Below are 18293 nucleotides of genomic sequence, written 5' to 3'. Positions count from 1 at the left end.
TACGGCCCCCCTTGCTGTCTGCAACGACCTGATGAGGTTCAGTTCACGGTGGCCGGGCGGCGGGGCGCGGGTGTGGCCGTAACGGTCGTCCACGGCGTGCGTTCGAGGATCAGGCGGCGCAGTGTGCGCATCTGGCGCGGGGTGTTCCAGCCGAGTACGCCGACCACCCTGCCGTGGTGGCCGTAAGCGGCGGCGCACGAAGAAGGCGCCCGCACGGAGAGCTTCCTCGATGCCCGCCGGGCGCGCGGGCGGTCGGCGCGGTATGTCAGCGCGCTGACCTGTCGTGGTCGGGCTCATGGTCGGGGCTACGGTCAGGGCGTGTCGCCGGAGTGGTAGAAGCGGCACGCGACGCCGGGGCCGGGCGTGCGTGCTTCGCCGGGGCGCGGGTCGTACAGGGCACGGCCTCCAGGGAACTGCCCGAGCTCGGTGGACAAGGCCACGCCGTCGTCGACTTCCTCCGGCCGCCAGCCCGTGATGTCCAGCAGCAACCCGTCCAGCGGCCCGCCTATCAGCGTGGCGTACGTCCGGTGCGGAAGCGGACCGGGGTTAGGGTCGTCGTGGTCGTGGCCGTAGACCCGGCCACGCAGCAGCTGCTCATCACCGTTCATCCGACCAGCCTTCCAGCCAGCACCGACAACGCGGGTTTACCCAAGGCCGCGTTGGGCTTGCCCGCGCCGCCGGCGGACGGTGTGCCCGGGTCAGGCGCGGAAGCGGGCGGGCGGTCTGCGGCGGGCCACGACCGGGGACGGCCGGGTGGAGGTCGCGCTGTCGCCGCCCTCCGACGCGCGCCCGGGTGAGGGGGCGTGCCCAAGCGTACGGGTACGTTCCGCCGAGCCGCCGACCAGGCCTGCGACTCGACAGGACGCAGCCCAGTCGGCGAGCACCGGCTGCGCCCTTACCTGAGGCGCACTGATTCGCCAGGGCGGGCAGTTCGACCGGCAGGGCAGTCTGCGCCTCGACAATCAGCTGTTCCAGCCGATTCTCGTCAACGGCAATGTCTGGACCGGAGGACACGTGCGGTGGGTCCGACACGGAGATCACCCCTTCCGTGCCCAGTCTCACACCGATCCCGTCCCCTCTCACGTCAGGCAAGCCCGTGACGAGGGCGGGAGCGGCGGCCAGGGCGGTCAGCTGAGCTCGACCGGGCATGCCGCATGCGCAGGCAAGATCGTCTGACACCTCGTCCTCGGCGGCAAGGGCTACACGGCGGCCGCTTGGCAGCGGTTCGACTTGGAACCGCCCCACGCAGCGCTAGTTACCCTGCTTCTTCACGTAAGCCACGGCCGTCATGCAGAGCCCAAAGACCCCAGCGAAGACCGCAGCTCCACTCCCGATCGCCGACACCGGCGACATGCCAAGCGTGGCCCAGAGAAGGCCGGCCACCCCCGAGCAGCCGCCCCTCCCCAACGATCCCCCGGCAGTCCACGGCCGGCCGCCGGGCGGGGACGACGACGGAGGTCTCGTCGACGTAGCCTTCGACGACGCGCTGCGTGCAACGCAGCTGCCGCCGCAGGACGACTTCACCCGGGGCGTCGGGCAGGGCCTCGGACCACTTCTCGGCCTGGTCGGTAGTCCACAGCACGACATACGGTGTCGCGGGTCCTGACATCGGAAACGGCACGCCTGCCGATGTACCAGGTATCGGGCTTCTCACCGGGCCCGTCCTGCACGTCCACGCGGCTGACGACCAGCGATGCGTTGCCGAGACCGCCGTACGCCGCGGCTCTTTCCTCGGCATCGATCCGGTTCGCGACGCTGTCCTTGCCACTGGCGGCGGCCGAGGCGATTGACCCACCAGTTAGTTCGGCCAGCCGCTCGTTGTAGCAGTCGTAGGCGCGGTCTACCGCCTTCTGCTCTATGGCGGTGATCTCGTCGCGTGTGGTGGTGCTCATGTACATCCCCTCCCCTGCAGCACCCCGGAAGGCGCTGCGCCGGGCCTATGCCCGGGCCCCAGCGAAAGAACTATCAGGCACAGAGGCCGTCTGTTAACGGGTAGTCAGTGGACCAACACCTCGACCAGTTCGCCCACCTCCGCACGCCATGCACGAACCTGGTCGCGGGTGGGACCGATCTCGTACTGGTGGAAGTGGCACCCCAGGCAGAGGTGCGACCAGAGAGCGTTGGCCCGGCGTGCGGTCTTCGGCGCTGTGTAGCAACGCAGGCAGAGCATCTTGGCCCGCGTGGTGGTGCCAGCGAGACCCAGAACCGCAGCGTTGAGCGTGCGATCGACGGTGATCTCCAGGGCTGTCCGCAGCGCGAGGGCGGCTCCGCGGTGACGGCCGGCCGGCGTCGCCCTGACGCTGAGACCGGAAAGCAACCGGTCAGCCGTCAACAGGAACTCTTCGACAGAGGTGACCTTGGTGCTCATCGCCCGCGCACCTCCGGCTTGCGCACCCTCTGTACGAGGTCCTGGACCTCGTCCACGAAGCGGTGAGTGTCGGTGATCTGAGCGCCCGTGGCGTGGGCGCCGTTCTGGCACTGCTTGAGGATGTCCACCGCACGCGGTCCGCAGCGGGCGCGCAGTTCCCGGTAGACATCGTCGGTCCGCCCGATGTCGCCGAAGAAGGCCAGCGCGGCGACCTTCATGAGCTTGTTGGCGTCGGTCACGGCGGCCTGCAGCACGTGCTCGGGGCCGCCGGAGCGGTGGTGCCGGATCCAGGCTGCCTCGATGAACGCGTTCTCCAGGGCTATCCGGCACAGACTGGGCGTTCCGGATAGCTGACGCCGTCTCCGGCACTGTGCGGCCGTAGTCTCACCCTGGCAGGAGTGTGCTCTCGATCAAAGCTCATTTTCAGCTGGCGTGCAACTATGACTTCGGGAGAACTTCCGTAGGCCCGGAGGATTTCCTTTGCTGTCAGGAGCTATAGCCTTTGATGTCTCCGTTGAGGCCGCCGCATGCCTGTACGGTCCCGTGGACGACGACTACTGTGTACGCCCCGAACAATTCCACGGGCCTCATATCCTTAATGCTGCGAGTGAGTTGTGAACTCACCTGATCAGGCCATGTGAACGACCAATCTGTCTTGCTGACGGGCATGGCGAGGTGGGTATCTTCTCCCTTCGGGAAGGTTACATGGACGATGGCTTTCTCGTTGGGCAATACCGCTGGGTTTCTTTGAATCCTAACGATGGCCTTTGATAGGTATTCTCCATGGCGCTGCACAGGTATTACGGTCACACTGTACCCGTCTGCGGAGTCCACGGGGGCACCGCCTGGGTCCATTACGCACCTGTTCTTGTGGGGGACGTATCGTAGCGATCCGATTAGATTCGTGATGGAATCATCGCTTACCGATTCCGAGGGGGAGGCGGATGCGGTTGATGGAGTCGATGTGGGTGATGAAGAATTGCTGGTGGGCCCGCCACCCCCGCTTGTCTTCTTACCCTTCTCGTCATGCTGGAGAACATAAGCCCCCACGGCCAATATGCCGACAGCAAGGACGAGGCTTACGGCTAGTTCCACTTTTTTGCGCCGCTGGATCGGGGTTCGCCTCTGGTTGGGCGAGTCATTAATGGTGGAGTCGGAAGATGGTTCTGGTTCTTCGGTCTTGGTCTGCGCCCAAGGGAAGAGGCTTACTGTCCTACTGAACCCGTGATCACGTAAAGAGGTCAAATAAGCCTGAACTTCATCTAGGCCAGGGCGGCGTTGTGGATCCTTTTGCATGCATGCGCTAATGAGGTCGCGCAGCTCCTGCGGAACCGCTGATAGATCTGGCTTTCCGAAAACGACGTGATACTGGGCGGTGAGTGCGTTCACCCCCCTGAACGCATGTTCGCCCGATGATGCGTAGGCTAGAACGGCACCCAGGGAATAAATATCCGATTCGGGGGCTACGGCTTTCCCTCTCACCTGCTCCGGAGAGTAGTAGCCTGGGGTCCCGAGAATCATCCCGGTGTGAGTGGCTTTACTGAAATCCGAGGCGTAAACGAGGCCAAAGTCGATGATTTTCGGACCGTCTGGTGTTAGCAGAATATTTCCAGGCTTGAGGTCGCGGTGGACCAGACCGGCCTGGTGGATTGCTGTTAGTCCGAGCGTTAGTCCTAAACCTAACTCTAAGCTCGATGCAATGCCGAGAGCGCCACGTTCTTGCACGTGGTCGCGCAGCGAGTGGCCATCGACGTACTCCGTGGCGAGCCACGGTTCAGGAGCACTGGTGTCGAAGCCGATGACGCGTACCGTGTAGGGGCAGCGGACAGCACTGGCGGCGGCAGCTTCGCGAGTGAATCTGCGTCTGAACTGCTCTTCTTGTGCGTGTCCACCTTTGATCGTCTTAACGGCCACGTACTCGCCCTGGCCGTCACGCCTGGCCAAGTAGACGGTTCCCATGCCGCCGGACCCGAGGCGTGCCTGAAGGCGAAACGGACCAATCTGCCTTGGGTCGCCATCCCGCAGGTCATCCATGCATAGTCCCCCTCCCGAGCGGCTGAGCGTAGCGGGTTCCATCCCGCCATGCGACTGCAGCGATCATCGCTGACCTGCCTGGTGCAGCGGAAGTTCACCCATGGCATCATCGAACCGGTCCCGATCCTCACCTTGAGCCCCGGGACCTTGCGGTGTCGCTGCGTCGGGGGCGTGCCAACGCGTGTGAGACGAGTGCCCTTGGCCGAAAGTATTCGCCTGTCGAGGGACGGGGTCGTGTTGCCATGGCCATAGGAGTGACCGGTGCCCCCAAAGAGTCGTGGAAGGACTAGGGGAAGGCTCGCCGGTGCCCTCAAGCTGCTTCTGTGCCGAATGTACGTGTGGATGAAGGCCACATATCCGGGTGATCCCGGGTTCAGGCCGGCGTAATGGTCTCGGCCCAGGTGTCGAGCCGTCCGTTGCCGCGCCATCGGCCTCCAAGGCCTCGTTGGGGTTGCGGTGGGGTGACGGCGGGATGGGGTTGAGGTACAGATCTCCCGCCGAACTAGGCCGGTGGTTACAGTGCTGCATGGCAGGTGGGACGGCGGCCCCTGCCCAGGGCGCTGCGCGCAAGGGCCGCCCGAGCCCTGCGGTCCTGTCACAGCGCAAGGCATTACAACGCTAAAACCCCAGCACCCGACCACGCCCGCCCCGTGCATCGGTCGAGTGACGCGGATGCAGCCAGAGCACCGCTTCGAGAAATCGGGGCTGAGGATCTCCTCCAACCCGCAGTTCAGCCAAGCAGAGCCGCCCAATCCGGCGCGCGCCTTGCCATCCCTGGCCTGGTCACCAGCCCGCCGCCGGGGCCCGCCCTGCGGCAGTTGCACTGCGGTCTTCGGCACCGTGCGGCAGAACAGCCGTCCAGCTCCTTTGACACCGCCCGCTCGACCGGGCTCCCCGTGCTGCGCCGAACGACCGCAGACGACCAGTAGCGGCTGCCGGTGAAGAAGCTGATGTCCCTGCGGGACGGCCGGGAATCAGCGGTCGAGACCTGCCTCCCACCGCAGCCGACGGTATACGTGGTCGCTGAAGAGATGGTGGCCCCTTTGAAGCAGCTCGCCCACCTCCGCTGCTCCACGCGGTACGTCGGCGGAGAGATGCCAGCCCTGCACCGACTGCTCGGCCCACGACCGCAGTCGGTGGTCCGGATCCTCCAGCAGCGTCACCGATGCTCTCAGCCGTTCGAGCCCGCCAGTGGCGTCGAGAAGCCGGAACGCGGCGACCCGCACATGCCGTGGCTGGTCGGACGCCAGCCGCGCGGTGAGCCAGTCGGTGTCCACAGACCGCGCCGAGGGCAGCAGGGCCGCGGTCACTTCCCGGACGACGCCGGGCGCTGCATCGTCCAACAGTGGCAGCAATCGTCGCGTGTCGGTTACGTCCAGCGTGCGCAGCCCGGCCACGGCCCGCGCCCGCACACCCGGGGTGGGATGGGTGAGCAGGGGCCACAGCAGTGCGGCGTCGGTACGCTGACCGCATTCCGCCAACCCGATCGCTGCGCCGGGCGGCAGTGCGGCGTCGCCCGGCTCGCAGCAGCGGCGCCGGTACCAGGGCAGCGGATCGATCCCGTGCTGCCGTAGGACGTACCGCGCGCAGGCCCGCACCAGAGCTGCGCGGTCCGCCAGGAACTCCTCAGCCCGGGCCGGCCGCCCCGCCCGCCGCAGCGCCGTGACGCCGATCGCACGCACGCGCGGGAAACGGGCCCCGAGCAGTGGGGTGAACACGTCGTCGTCCGGCGCGCCTGTGGAAGAGTCGCCCACGGCGGCAAGAGCGGCCTCCCCACACAGGGTCTGCACGACAACGTCCTCGTCGCGTGAGGCCGTGCGAGCCAGTTCCACAGAAGTCAAAAGGCGTTCCTCGACCGCCAGACGGTACGCAAACCGCCTTACACCGCGGTCGGCATGGCCGAAGAGGGCATCGAGACACTCGCGGGGTGCCCTGCGCAGGATCTCGCCGAGCAGTCCGACGGCGGCGTTACCGCGGTCACGACGGCCGACGAGCAGGATCAACGGTGTCAGGGCCACGGCAGTGTCCACGACCAAGAGATCGCGCAGGAGCGCCCGCGCCCGCTCGCGAACCGGTTCTGCCCAGTCGGAAGCGCGGATCACGAGGAGCGGCAGCAGAGCGGGATACGCCGCCGCCTGGCGCACGGCCCGTTCACGGATCCGGCCGTCGCGGTGGCACAGTGCCAGAGCGAGCCGCGGCTCGTCGAACGATGCGGCGCCGGCGGGCAGCGGGGCGGTGTGCTCCCACAGCGGCAAGCGGCTCGGCCGGTACCAGTCGACCGCCCGCACACTGGTGTCCAACGCCAGCCAGGCAAGAGGATCGGCAACGGTGAGAGCAGTCTGCAGCGGCGCACCACCCGCCAGCCGCACCGCCGCAGCCTCGCCGCCCCCGAAGTCCCCACGCATGCCTCACGCCCCCGCCGTCGACCCATGCAGCCGTCCACCCGGGATCGTAGTTCGGGTGCAGGCCCAAGACCGCAGGGTTTTTGATTCCGGCGCTTGCGGAGTTGCTGGGAGATCCGCAACGATTTCTACGAAGCATTCCTCACCTTCGGATGCGGCAGAGGGCACAGGAGAGGCACCACGCTGGTGGCCAGCATGGATGAGGACTCCCCCGTTGCTCGGCCGAGTGACCCTCAAGCTGAAACTCAGTGAGGCGATCCGGCAGGGCCTGATCGCGTCGTAGGAGCGGGGCGGAAACAGGAGCGCAGGCCCGGCCGAGGGCCGGGCCTGCGCGCAGTGAGCGGGGCGAACCGCCTTGATGCAGGAGAGAAGGTTCGACGAACCGTGACCCGAGCTGACTGGACGCAGGCACCCGCGCAGCTCGTCGATCCGGCTATGCCGCACGAGCAGTTCGGCCAGCGGGTCACGGTTGTTGACCGGTGTGGAGCCGTACGTGCGCAGCACCTCGACCGCCTCATCCGTGCGGCCCTGCCCCTCGCGAACGGACGCCCGGGCCGTGGGTGAGATACGGCGTCAGCTCCAAGCGGATGACGCTGAGGACGTCGTCACGGCTGACGGGATGCTCCCGGCCGGGACGAGGGAAGGCCCCTGGGCCCGTGAGGGCGGCCCGGGGCTTTCACTCTGCGTGCTCCGGGCCCGTATCAGCCGTTGGCGAGCGCCTTCACTCGGTCCAGTGCCCCGTTGAACCTGTCGTGGTCGCCGACGGTTGGGCCGGACGAGGTGTACTGCCACAGCGTGTAGTAACCCCAGCCGGCCGGCAGCGTGCCGACGGTCGAGGCGTACCGGGCGATCCACAGGGGATTCTTGGTGGCGAAGCCGCCGTAGTTGCCGGTGCACTGGGTCCACCAGCTGGTGGCCGTGTAGATCACGGCGTCCCGGCCGGTGCGGGCCTTATAGGTCTTGAGGAAGTCGGCGATCCAGCTGACCATCGCACTCGCCGACTTGCCGTAGCAGGAGGCCCCGTAAGGGTTCCACTCGATGTCGAGGACGCCCGGCAGGGTCTTGCCGTCGCGGGACCAGCCGCCGCCGTGGTCTACGAAGTAGTTGGCCTGGGCGGCGCCGCTGCTGGTGTCCGGGGTGGCGAAGTGGTACGCGCCGCGGACCATGCCGACGTTGTACGAGCCGTTGTACTGCTGCCTGAAGTAGGAGTTCGTGTAGTACGTCCCCTCGGTGGCCTTCATGTCCGCCCACTTCACACCGCTGTTCCACAGCGTCGACCAGGCGACGTTGCCCTGGTAGGAGCTAACGTCGACGCCTTCGGTCTGAGTGGCCCTCCTGGTGGCGGGCGTGCCGCTACGGCCGTCGTGCGCCAGGACACCCATGCCCATGTAGGCGGAGCCACGGGCGGGGGTGGTGTCGGCCGAGGAGGGTGCGGTGCAGAGGACCGAGAACGCTGCGAGCAGGGCTCCCGTAACGGTCAGCCGCCCTACGCGGGCCGTTCCGGATCTGTGCACGGGCATGACGTGCCTCCGATAATTGGACGGTACTCGGTGGGAGGAAATGCGCGCATGCCCCACGGTCGCACGGGCGGAGAGCGGATCAAGGTCGACCCGCCGGAAGCGGCTCACGAGGCTCTGTCACCGTCCGAGCTGCACGCGGCGCGGGCGGAGGCATGGTCGGGGTCCGCCGCCCCGACCGTGACGACCCGGGCGCCGCATTGACGGCGGCGCGGCGGCCCGGGCCGACGCGGTCCCAGACCGCCGGGCGCCGCGCTGGATTCATCGGTTTCGGCGTGCTCGCGCGGCAGGGTCTGGCCGAGTACTGCGGTTGCGCGTGTCCTGGGTGGCGCTTGGGCGGCCTGGAGGAACCTTCCCGGCGGAAGGCGCTGGGCTGGTAGGGGGTTGGCTGTCCGCTGTGCCGCGCAGGATCGGCAGGACCGCCAGGAACAGCACAATTGCGCCCACCGCAATCAGCACGGGAGGAACGTGAGCCGCCCTGCCTGCCAGGGTGAACAGCACGGCCGGAATGCTTCCGCCGGCGGCCAGCGGCATGGTCACGCCGATCGCGGACGGTGAGGTCGACTCAGCCTCGTCAGTGGTGACTTCCACTTTGGCCGGGCCGAGCTTCCAGCTGAACGTCAGTCCCGTACTCTCCCGCAGAGCGAAGACGTCCGCGCGGTTGCTGGGCGTTTCATCGCTGAGGTCAGGGCCGGCGTGATGCCGGTGACATGGAGGACGGCCGCTCTGCGAGTGACCGTAACCCGGCCTCCGCAAACTGCAAGGAGCCAGCACCGCACGGGCTGGCGATCAGCGGTCCACGAGGTCAGTCGGAGAGCTGGCGTCGGGCCGGGTTGCTGCCACGTCATCGACGCAGAGGGCTCGGGCGGGGCCGGGGTCGGTGGTGGATGCGGTCGATCTGGTGGTGGTCGAGAGTGCGGCAGCGCCGGCTCGGCATCTTCGAACCGGCGGCTCAGCGAGTCCCTGAGAGACGTAAAGCGGGCTGCGGAGAGCAGGGGCGCAGGGCTCGGCCAGGCCGATGAACGGCGAGCAGCACGAGGTACGTGCGCTGAGGGTGCTCATCCCTCGGCCGGCGACGGATCCTCCGGGTCCGTCATCACCAGTGCCGCGAGGTCCAGGAAGGCTTTGGCCGTACCGGACTTGATCCGGAAGAGGTCGATCGCGCGCGGGGATGACAGGTGGGGGTCGTAGGGGATCACGACCAGGTCCCGGTAGCGTTCTGGCAGCCCGGACTGGGTGAGCCGGGACGCGGGCTCGTTGTTCATGGTCTGGGTCACGGTGACCACGACGCTGTCGGCCAGCGCGCCCCAGCCTTGGGCGCGCAGACCGTCAAGGAGTGCGGCGACGGGGTCGTCCTGGTGCTGGAGCGTGGTGCACACGACCAGCTGATCGGTGTGCTGGAGCACGATGTCTGCCATGTCGTCGAATCGCTCCGCTGCCCAGTCGATCAGGATGACCGGGTAGTGCCGGGCTGCCAGGGACAGGATGTGCCGGTACTCGTCGGCGTATGCCGGGCTCGGCGTGGCCCGCAGCGCGCGGTGGGCCAGCACGTGCAGGCCGGAGGGCAGGATGCTCGTGCCGTGCCGCACCTCCTCGTACGGGGCGTCCGGCGCCAGCCGGGTCAGCGTGCGAGGGGTTGAGGAGGCGTCGGGCGGTAGCTGGCTGTGGAGGTCGCCGGTGTGCGGTGCCCCGTCCAGAGCCAGCGCCGCTTGTTGGCGCAGCGCCACGAAGAGGGAACCCAGGATGACGGTTGTGGTGAGTCGCCCGGAGTGGGGCTGCGCCCCGACGAGCATGATCCGGCGGCTGTGTCGCAGCCGGCGGTGGACCAGAGCCAGCTTGTGGTCGCGTTCGGCGCGGCCGAAGTAGCCGAAGGAGGGTGGCCGGGGCGCCTTGGTCTCCGCCCTGGGTGCGCGTTCGCGCGGGAGCGAGGGCGGGTGGGTCTCCTGCCGGACGTCGTTGGTGACCGGGGTCTTTGCCCACGGCCCGTTCACCGGTGCTGCTGCAAGGTCTGCCGAGCCTGGTGTCAGTTCGGGCGGCTCCACCCGTGTGCGATGCGCGTCGGGTGCGTCCGTATCGAGGCGCGGCGCGGGACCCGTCCGGCCCTGCAGTGCTGCTGCGATCGCCACGTACTGGGCAAGTTTGTCGGCCACCTCACCGGCTGTCGGCCGTACTGTCGGGTCGGAGTCCAGGCAGCGCAGGACGAGTTCTCGCAGGGGCTGCCAGGTATCGCCCGACCACAGGTGCATGTTCTCGGGCAGGCCGGGCAACGGGGCGCGGGGGCGGCTGCTGACCAGTCGGAGGAGTTCGCCGAGGGCCCTGATGTTGTCCTCTTTGGTGGGTGGGGCGCCGGCGCCGTGGTATTCGCCGTCGATGGCGCAGTCCGACAGCCCGGTCAGCAGCACTGTCCGTTCCAGTACCACCACTGAGTCTGCTGCCAGGTCGGCCGGTATCAGTTCGTTGAGATGGCAGATGTTCAGCGCGGAGGCCAGGTGGAATCCGAGATGGAGGCTGGTGAGCAGGTCGAAGGCGCTCGTCTGGTTGGGGCCGATGTAGGCCAGCAGGTCGCTCAGGCGGGGTGGCTGGGCGTTGGCGCCGCCGGCTGATGGAAAGAGCTGTACTGCGATCCAGCCGGGGCGGTCGTTCAGGTCGGTGTGGAGCAGTTCGGGGGCGTACCGGCCGGCCATCCGCCGCAGGGCCTCCGCTTCCGTGGTCAGCAACTGTGTCGTAGATGGCGGGAGTTCGGGCCGCGCGGTGCGCACCGCCACCTCTCCGAGGCGTGGGGCGTATCCGAGGTAGACGTTCGTACGGCGGCCTGGGCGCCGCCCGCGCAGCGAGTAGGGGCCGAGCTGGGTCGGGTCCTGCGGGGTGAGCGGGTGCCAGACAGGCGGCCGGACCACCCGGGGCGGCGGCTCGGGGGCGGCGGTCGGAGCCGGCAAGCGCACCCCGAACCGGCTCATCAGCCGGCGCTCCAGGGCGGTGAAGGCGGCGGTTCCGGCTGGCAGCCGGTCAGTGCCGTTCGGGTGGGCGAGCCAGGCTGGGAAGTCCGGGGAGCGGCCCGCCAGTTGCTCGAGGCGGCGGCCGATGCTCCGGCTGGTGCGCACCAGTTCGCCGCTGGGTACGGCGTCCAGCAGGGCGGTCTTGCACTCCTCGGTGAAGTCGAAGACGCGATGCTTGGCGGGCAGCGGCCCGGGGACAGGGGCCGGGCGGGGATGCACGAGGCCGCCCAGGAAGACCTCGGCGAGATGGGTGGTGCGGGCTTGCCAGGGCACTGCGGACTGCACGAGCCGCATCACTGGCACGGTCAGGGGGGATACCGCGGCAAGATGGGCGGCGAGCCGGTAGGCCTCCGGCGAGGCCGCGTCCCGGAAGTGCTGGAGGCTGCCCACCTGGCGGGAGGCGACTGGAGCGTGCTGCCGGGGCCGGGCCAGCAGTGGGAGCTGCACGGTGGTGCCCGGCGAGGTCAGCAGCTCGGCCCAGGTGCGCAGGGAGTCGGCGGTCGGTTCCAGCACCGGGACGGGCAGGCCGGTGAAGTCGATGGGCAGGACGGGGTCGGTGATCCGCCAGGCTGTGCCCGCGCCGCCGGGCCTGTGAGTGGTGGCCTGCCAGCGGTCGGCCTGGATACCGGAGCCGTCCCACAGTGCGGGCGGCAGGGTGTGCAGGATCGCTACCGGGCCGTTCTCCGCCCAGGTCAACAGGGTGTCGTGGACCGCGCCGCTGCGCCAGCCGGAGCCCATGCCGTCGCTCACGACGAAGACCAGGGTCTGCCCGGAGGGGTCGACGAGCATGGACGGGGAAAGCGCGGAGCTGTCCGGGTTGAACGGGTGGCCGCGCAGCACCGGGCCGCCCGGGGCGCGGGTGTCGAGGCCGCGGACCTGGATCGAGCGGAAGGCGCCGATCCGCTGGAGGGTCGTGAGCAGCTCGGCGGCAAGCCGGTGCCAGAGCAGCATGGACAGGCCGTCGTCGAGTACCAGGACGAGATTCAGCCAGCGTTCCCGGCGCGGCCGGAGCACGACGTCGGGCAGCCGGGTCTCGGCGAGCTGGGCGGCCGTGGCCGCCTCGTCCACCTCGCGCAGCCGGAGGCTTGGCCGCTTCCGTTTCAGCGGCCGCAGCGCCCGTCCGATCACCAGCTCGTCGCGCAGGGCCTTCTCCTGCGGTACCAGCAGCGGCAGCGCCGACGGGCCGGGGTCCGGGGCCGGCGGAGGCAGCGCGGTCGGCAGGTCGGGCAGCTCCGGGAGCTGCGGTGCGGCGTGCAGTTCCGGCCGAGTCAGCGCGGGCAGTTCGGGGTCGGGCCGTGGGGTGTCCGGTTCCTCGTCCGGCTCGGCGGCCGGTTGCGGCGGGTTTGAGGGCGCGGGCTGGGCGGGGGGTGCCGTGCGGCGCAGCAGCCGTGGCAGGGGCAGGTCGTGGGCGTCCTGCGGCAGACGGCCGGCCAGCCACAGCATGTCGAGTACTTCCTGCGGGTCAGGGTCGTAGCCCACGCCCTTCAGCACCCGCAGCAGTGCTCCGAGCCGGTTGCCCCCGCCGTCCTCCCACTCCCCCGGCACGGCCTATACCGTTCCTGTGAGCTGGTGCAGAACGGCGTCCAGCAGCCCGTCGGCGTCCAAGTGCACGCCGCTGGTACGCAGGAATACCGCGTTGAGGAGTTGGTCGGTAGCGAGTTCACCGGGGGCGCGACGGCGCAGGAAGGCCTGGAGCAGATCGTCCACCTCCGGCAGGATCTCCGGCCCGAGGTGCGCGGCGACGATGGCCCGCAGCCGTTCCTCGTCAGGCATCGGCAGGTCGAGCCGGATGCAGCGGCGCAGGAAGGCGGGGGGAAAGTCCCGCTCGCCGTTGCTGGTGATGACGACGACCGGGAACTCGGTGCACTCCACCCGGCCCTGCCGGATGGTCACCGAACCGCGGTGGTCGGCCGTCAGCACCTCCACCTCGGCCAATTCCTCGGGCAGCCGGGCGAGTTCGGGTATTTCGAAGACGCCCTCCTCGAACACGGTCAGCAGGTCGTTGGGCAGGTCCACGTCCCCCTTGTCCATCTCGTCCACGAGGAGCGCGCGGGGGATGTCGTGCGGGGCGAGCGCCGTGCCGAGCGGGCCGAGCCGGATGAACGTGCCGATGGAGGGTTCCGCCTCGCCGCGGTCCCGGCTCAGCGTGGTCTCCCGCAGCCGCCCGATCGCGTCGTACTGGTAGAGCGCCTCCTGCACGCTGGAGCGGCTGTTGACTGGCCAGCGCAGCAGCTGCCCGAGGCTCAGCTCGTGCGCCACCGCGCCCGCCAGCGACGACTTGCCAGTGCCCGCCGGGCCGGTCACGAGCAGCGGGCGGCGCAGATGCAGGGCCGCATTGACGATGTCCGCGTGCTCCGGCGCGACCAGATAGGGCAACGGCCCGGCCGTACGGCCACCGGGGCTGAAGCGCCGCCAGGGCGGAGCGGGCGGCATGGTGACCGGGCGGGCCACGCCGTCCCCGCGGAAGATCCGCCAACTTCCGTGTGCCGACGTGGTCATCCGTTCTCCTGGGGTTCTGCCAGCTGCAGCCGGGGCATCGAGCGGTCCGCGTCCGACCAGGCGAGGACGGGGCGGCCGGCGTACTGGTGGGGACTGCCCAGCGTCATCGCCCGGTACGCGCGCGTGACCTCCGGCAACGTGCGCACCGGCACCGGTGACAGCCGGGCCAGGGCATGGGAGCGGTCGGCCCATTCGCGGTCCCACATCACCACGGGCACCCCCATCAGCAGACAGGTCTGCACGATCTCGTCACGTAAGCGAGGCGGGACGTCCACGGCGACCCGGACGGCGTCCTTGTCGGCCAACAGGGCGCCATAGACCTCACTGCGGCCCTGGGCGGGGTCGTCGAACGTCAGGAGCACGTCCGAGTCGAGAAGTCTCCAGCGCCGGCGCCAGTCAGGATGGAAACGCTCGTGGCGGTGCAGGAGTTCCGGACAGGTGACGACGACCGGGAACTCGGCGCCGAGCACCCCGGGCAGTTCGTCGGGCTCGAGCGGATCGCCGTCGGTGCCGGCCATGCCCCACTCGTCCACGGCGAGGTTCAACTCGTCCCGGCCGACCAGGAGTTCCAGCACCGGTCGGCTCCTGTCGGGTGCCGCCCGGTACAGCGACTCCAGCACACCGAGCAGCTCATGGGCCACCTCGGCGCCCGAGCGGGGGGTCTCGGCGTCCAGCGGGGTCTGCCGGGGCCCGCTGCCTTCATCGCACCACACCCGCAAGCGGTAGCGGTCCGCGCCGGCCCGCTCCACCCGGGCCGTCACCCACGCCGGAGCCGTCCGCTCCCGCGCCGCACGTGCCCACTCCTCGGCGTCCGTACGGCGCTCCAGGAGCGAGGAGGCGGGGATGCCCAGCCGATCCACGACGGACATCGTCCACAGCCGCAGAGCCGCCTGCAGCGAGGGCGGCGCGAGCGCGGCCAGGTACTCCACCACGCGCAGCAGCCCTGGCACCCGCAGACCGTCTGCGTCAGTACGGCTGTCGCCGGTGAGGCACTCCAGGTGCTCCAAGAGCCCCTTGACGCCCTCGCTCGTGGGGAGCGCGGCGGCCAGGGGCAGCGCGGCGCGTGCCACCTCGGGTAGCCGGGCCCGCAGGGGCGTGGGCAGGTCGTCCAGGTAGCGCGTCAGCTTGCGGTGCTCGCGCGGGGACAGCAGCCGGGGCACCTGCGACATCCGGCCGGCCGCCAGCAGCGGGGGCACCGCCGTCGGCTCCCGTCGGCGCAGCACCTCCGTCAGCGCGGCCAACGCCCGTGGTTCGGTCAGCAGCAGGGCTGCGAACTCCTCGGTGGTCGGCGGGGACAGGGTATCGTGGACTCCGTATCCGCAGTGTTCCGCGACGGCGCGCGCGTGTTCGATGCGCAGCCCCGACGCCGGCATGTACCGGTCCAGCAGGTCCACCAGCAGCTCGGACGCCGGATCGTCCGGGTCGGGTTCCGGTGCCTCGAACAACATGGCCGCGCCGGCCGCCTGCAGCTCGGCCTCGATACGCTGCCAGGGGATGCCCCAGCTGCGCCGCGCAATGTGCTGGGAGCTGTAGGGCAGCGGCCGGCCGGTGACCGGGTCGTGGGGAGGCATGACGTGTCCGGCAACGATGCCCACCACCGCGTTTTCTCCGATGGACCACAGAGGGCAGCCGCTGTACGAGGGGCCGATGGCCATGCCGGTGGGGTCGCCGTCGACGTAACCGACTACCTCGTCACAGGACTTGACCCGCACGTCCGCGAAGGTGTGACTCAGCCCGCTGCTATGCCAGGCGCGCAGCGACTGGCCGATCGCCATCGGCAGCCACAGGGGTGGAGGCACGTCGCGATGCGGTTCCGACTCCAGCCGCAGGACCGCCAGATCGCCCAGCCACTCGTGGTCCTCGGCCCGCGGGATACCCGGTGCGCCGTCCCGGCGGCGCGCGGGCACCCAGTGCGCGATCCGGGCGTGGGCGCGGACCGTGCGGGACAGGCCGTGCAGGGCGACCGGCACGGTGTGGTCGCCCGGGTGCCGCGGATCGAACGGTCTTCGCCCCAGCGCGTCATTAACGACATGGGCACAGGTCAGCAGGTGCTCTCGGGGCAGCAGGACACCCGCGCCCACGCTCTCGGAACCAGCGGCCTTCAGCACGGAGACCACGCAGTGACGCGGGTCCGCCGCGGCCGACGGGCGCTTGGTGAACCAGCCCACGCCGTCAGTCCGCGGCAGGTGCAGGCCGCCAGGTGGCCGAGACCGTCAGATGGGCCTGCCCGCTACCCGCGACGAAACCCAGCTTGAGATCCTGCCCGACCTGCACGCCGAAGGTAACGTTGATCTCCTGCGGCGGCATCTCGGCGCCCGCCACAGCATCATGGATCTCCTGCAGGATCGGCCCCAACGGCCGCAGTGTGCTGCGCACCGTCTCGACGGCGCGGTCGGCAACGCCCCGCCCGCCCCGGGACACCGGAACGGTGGCCCCCATGCCCTCCGGGAGATCCACGGCCGGCTCCACGGGACCGTCCCAGGCCTCCCCCGGTACAAGCTGAAACCAGACGGGTGTCCCGTCCGCCAACTGAAGTTCACTGAAGTCCGACACCCTTACCATTGTGCCGATCACGGCCCCGCTGAGAACCCTCCGTGCTCGAGGTCCTCGCCGATCCGCTCCACCTCTTCCAAGGTGCTCGGCCTTCACGAGAAGACCGCCATGCGCTACGCGGACTCCGCACGGGCTCTGCTGGAGCAGACGGCCGAGGCAAACCCTGCGGGTTAACCGCGAAACCACGGGGCCATCCCACAGAACCGGGAGACCGCACCTCCACGAACTCGCGGGGATCTGCGCCCAGGACTCCTACTTCGGGAACCAGAGGACGAGTAACCGGCGAGTAGGGCTTTGACCATATTAGTCATGCGCCCCCTTGAGCGCGCTTGCGCAGCCCGTTGCGACTTCTTCCGAGACTCGGAGCCGTTCATCCTGTTCATGCGCCCCAGTGCACTCGGGCGCACAAGGGCGCACACATGCGATCGACGACCGATAGAAGCGACCGTTTACAGGGGTGGCGCACGGCCTTCTAACCCCACGAACGGCGCCGGCGGAGTCCACCCGGTCGCGTCAGCGTACTTCCATACCAGGCAGAGCCTACCCGTTCGTGATCTTGCCGGATGCGGAACGGGTAGGCCCCGAAACCCACGGAGGGGCTTGAAATGACGGTACAGGTAAGCACAACCGGACTGTTGGTCATCGCGGCAGCAGTGGCAGCTGGGGTCGTGGTCTACAGGTGGTCCCAGCGGCGGACGGGAATCGGGGTCCCGCAGCAACGGGGGGACCTTGGTCAAGCCGTCGGTGCGGCGGCGGCCGTTGGCGCGCTCCTCGCCGCGGTGCTGGCACTCCCGGAGGGCGCGGCTACCGCGGATTCAGGGAGTGCGCCGCCAGTGAAGTCGCCGACCAGCACGGCGCAGCCCTCGAACTCAGGGTTGCCGAGCCGATGAGCCAAGTTGACGTGACGCGCTCGGCCTCCGGGCGGGCGCCCGCCCAGACAGTCAGGTGAGGCGGGCAATGGCGGTGGGAGGGGCAGGGAGGACAGGCTGGTCGATGTCACGTCCGAAGCTCTTCGGCTCGCACAGCATCCTCGTGTTCAAGCCGAACCCACGGATGCACCGACCTCAAGCAGACCGACGGACCCGTGGGTTCCCGCTGAAGAACCTTCAGTTTCCGCGAACTCGCGGGGTTCCTCGGGTGTGAGTAGTTGCGGTACAGAAAGTGCCGCTGAGATTGATCTTGCTGAGGTTGGGCTACTTCGCGGGGGCTTCGAGCTGGCGGGGTACCGCGCCGGCGCGCAGTTCCCGAAGGTCCGGGTTGTGGTTGTAGAGGGTGCCCGGTGAGACGCCGAGGAGCTTGGCGATCGAGGTGATCGAGCGGCCGGGGTCGGGCGCGCCGCCGCCCAGCCGTCTGCCCCTGCCATCCGCCGATCTGCGGGCGATGCTCCCGATGGAGCCCGGCGACCTGATCGTGGTGGCCGCCCGCCCGGCGATCGGCAAGTCCGTGGTACTGCTGGACATCGCCCGGTGCGTGGCGATCGAGCACCGCATCACCGTGCTGGTGTCGTCCATGGAGATGAGCCGCCCGCAGCTCATGGAGCGGCTGATGGCGGCCGAGGCTCGCGTGCCGCTCAACCGGATCAAGGACCGGCCGACGGGCACTCGGCAAGAGACGTTGAGCGGCTTCTCGGCGCAGCGGAGGAGCTACATCAGCGGCTCATCACTGAGCACAACGCGGGCGCCACAGCCGACCCCGAGCCGACAGAGTGACCCAGCCCCGGGCAGCGGCCGCGGTTCCCCCGAAGCCGGTCGACGGCGGCCGCCGCGGCGGGGCAGACTCGGAGCAGACCGAAAGGGGCACGCGATGACCGCACAGCCGATCCAGCCGCTCGAGCCGGAGCGGGTGCCGCGCAACGCCGAGGGCATCGCGGCCGCGCTGTCGGGCGAGCGCCGTATGGAGTTCTACCGCCAGCTGCTGGGCGCCG

General features: G+C 69.3%; 13 protein-coding genes. 1 reads left to right on the top strand and 12 read right to left on the bottom strand.

The annotated features are described in order from the left end of the window. Positions 1 to 38: 38 nt before the first annotated feature. From ACIHCX_RS37465 to ACIHCX_RS37410, 12 genes are all read right to left on the bottom strand, one after another. The gene (locus ACIHCX_RS37465; RefSeq protein WP_400037774.1) at positions 39 to 215 is read right to left on the bottom strand and encodes a hypothetical protein; all 177 of its coding nucleotides are present in this window, start codon (positions 213 to 215) and stop codon (positions 39 to 41) included. A gap of 96 nt (positions 216 to 311) precedes the next feature. Further along, positions 312 to 608, bottom strand: coding sequence for a hypothetical protein (locus tag ACIHCX_RS37460; protein ID WP_400037772.1), 297 nt, complete (start codon positions 606 to 608; stop codon positions 312 to 314). 912 nt (positions 609 to 1520) lie between these two features. Then, positions 1521 to 1892 carry a hypothetical protein gene (locus ACIHCX_RS37455; protein WP_400037770.1) on the bottom strand — a complete coding sequence of 124 codons (372 nt, stop codon included), beginning with the start codon at positions 1890 to 1892 and terminating at the stop codon, positions 1521 to 1523. 104 nt (positions 1893 to 1996) lie between these two features. Then, positions 1997 to 2368, bottom strand: coding sequence for a hypothetical protein (locus ACIHCX_RS37450; protein ID WP_400037768.1), 372 nt, complete (start codon positions 2366 to 2368; stop codon positions 1997 to 1999). Then, the gene (locus tag ACIHCX_RS37445) at positions 2365 to 2607 is read right to left on the bottom strand and encodes a hypothetical protein (RefSeq protein ID WP_400037766.1); all 243 of its coding nucleotides are present in this window, start codon (positions 2605 to 2607) and stop codon (positions 2365 to 2367) included. Before ACIHCX_RS37445 ends, ACIHCX_RS37450 begins: the two co-directional genes overlap by 4 nt. A gap of 247 nt (positions 2608 to 2854) precedes the next feature. Continuing rightward, positions 2855 to 4402: a serine/threonine-protein kinase gene (locus ACIHCX_RS37440; RefSeq protein WP_400037764.1), complete on the bottom strand. Its 1548-nt coding sequence runs from the start codon at positions 4400 to 4402 to the stop codon at positions 2855 to 2857. 974 nt (positions 4403 to 5376) lie between these two features. Further along, positions 5377 to 6807 carry a hypothetical protein gene (locus tag ACIHCX_RS37435; protein WP_400037762.1) on the bottom strand — a complete coding sequence of 477 codons (1431 nt, stop codon included), beginning with the start codon at positions 6805 to 6807 and terminating at the stop codon, positions 5377 to 5379. 698 nt (positions 6808 to 7505) lie between these two features. After that, entirely contained in the window at positions 7506 to 8324 is an 819-nt protein-coding gene (locus ACIHCX_RS37430; RefSeq protein WP_400037760.1) for a lysozyme, read from the bottom strand. 1055 nt (positions 8325 to 9379) lie between these two features. Further along, positions 9380 to 12862, bottom strand: a complete 3483-nt coding sequence (locus tag ACIHCX_RS37425) for an SAV_2336 N-terminal domain-related protein (RefSeq protein WP_400037758.1) — start codon at positions 12860 to 12862, stop codon at positions 9380 to 9382. Positions 12863 to 12865: 3 nt separating this feature from the next. Continuing rightward, positions 12866 to 13816: an AAA family ATPase gene (locus ACIHCX_RS37420; RefSeq protein WP_400037756.1), complete on the bottom strand. Its 951-nt coding sequence runs from the start codon at positions 13814 to 13816 to the stop codon at positions 12866 to 12868. Next, a complete protein-coding gene (locus tag ACIHCX_RS37415; protein WP_400037754.1) occupies positions 13813 to 15984 on the bottom strand; it encodes a trypsin-like peptidase domain-containing protein in 2172 nt (723 codons plus the stop codon). Before ACIHCX_RS37415 ends, ACIHCX_RS37420 begins: the two co-directional genes overlap by 4 nt. A gap of 4 nt (positions 15985 to 15988) precedes the next feature. After that, a complete protein-coding gene (locus ACIHCX_RS37410) occupies positions 15989 to 16369 on the bottom strand; it encodes a CU044_2847 family protein (protein WP_400037752.1) in 381 nt (126 codons plus the stop codon). A gap of 1380 nt (positions 16370 to 17749) precedes the next feature. Between ACIHCX_RS37410 and ACIHCX_RS37405 the strand changes: the two genes are divergently transcribed. Then, on the top strand, positions 17750 to 18293 hold a 544-nt coding region (locus tag ACIHCX_RS37405; RefSeq protein ID WP_400037810.1), incomplete at its 3' end, for a DnaB-like helicase C-terminal domain-containing protein.

The organism is Streptomyces sp. NPDC052043, assembly GCF_044548235.1.
Classification (GTDB): Bacteria; Actinomycetota; Actinomycetes; order Streptomycetales; family Streptomycetaceae; genus Streptomyces.
Note: the sequence above shows the minus strand (reverse complement) of the source record. Positions and strands in the feature narration are given on the sequence as shown.

What these genes read in the sequence shown, in the direction of transcription:
- ACIHCX_RS37430 (WP_400037760.1), bottom strand. Translation starts at nt 8,324, where the DNA reads ATGCCCGTGCACAGATCCGGAACGGCCCGCGTAGGGCGGCTGACCGTT.
- ACIHCX_RS37420 (WP_400037756.1), bottom strand. Translation starts at nt 13,816, where the DNA reads ATGACCACGTCGGCACACGGAAGTTGGCGGATCTTCCGCGGGGACGGC.
- ACIHCX_RS37450 (WP_400037768.1), bottom strand. Translation starts at nt 2,368, where the DNA reads ATGAGCACCAAGGTCACCTCTGTCGAAGAGTTCCTGTTGACGGCTGAC.
- ACIHCX_RS37460 (WP_400037772.1), bottom strand. Translation starts at nt 608, where the DNA reads ATGAACGGTGATGAGCAGCTGCTGCGTGGCCGGGTCTACGGCCACGAC.
- ACIHCX_RS37435 (WP_400037762.1), bottom strand. Translation starts at nt 6,807, where the DNA reads ATGCGTGGGGACTTCGGGGGCGGCGAGGCTGCGGCGGTGCGGCTGGCG.
- ACIHCX_RS37440 (WP_400037764.1), bottom strand. Translation starts at nt 4,402, where the DNA reads ATGGATGACCTGCGGGATGGCGACCCAAGGCAGATTGGTCCGTTTCGC.
- ACIHCX_RS37455 (WP_400037770.1), bottom strand. Translation starts at nt 1,892, where the DNA reads ATGAGCACCACCACACGCGACGAGATCACCGCCATAGAGCAGAAGGCG.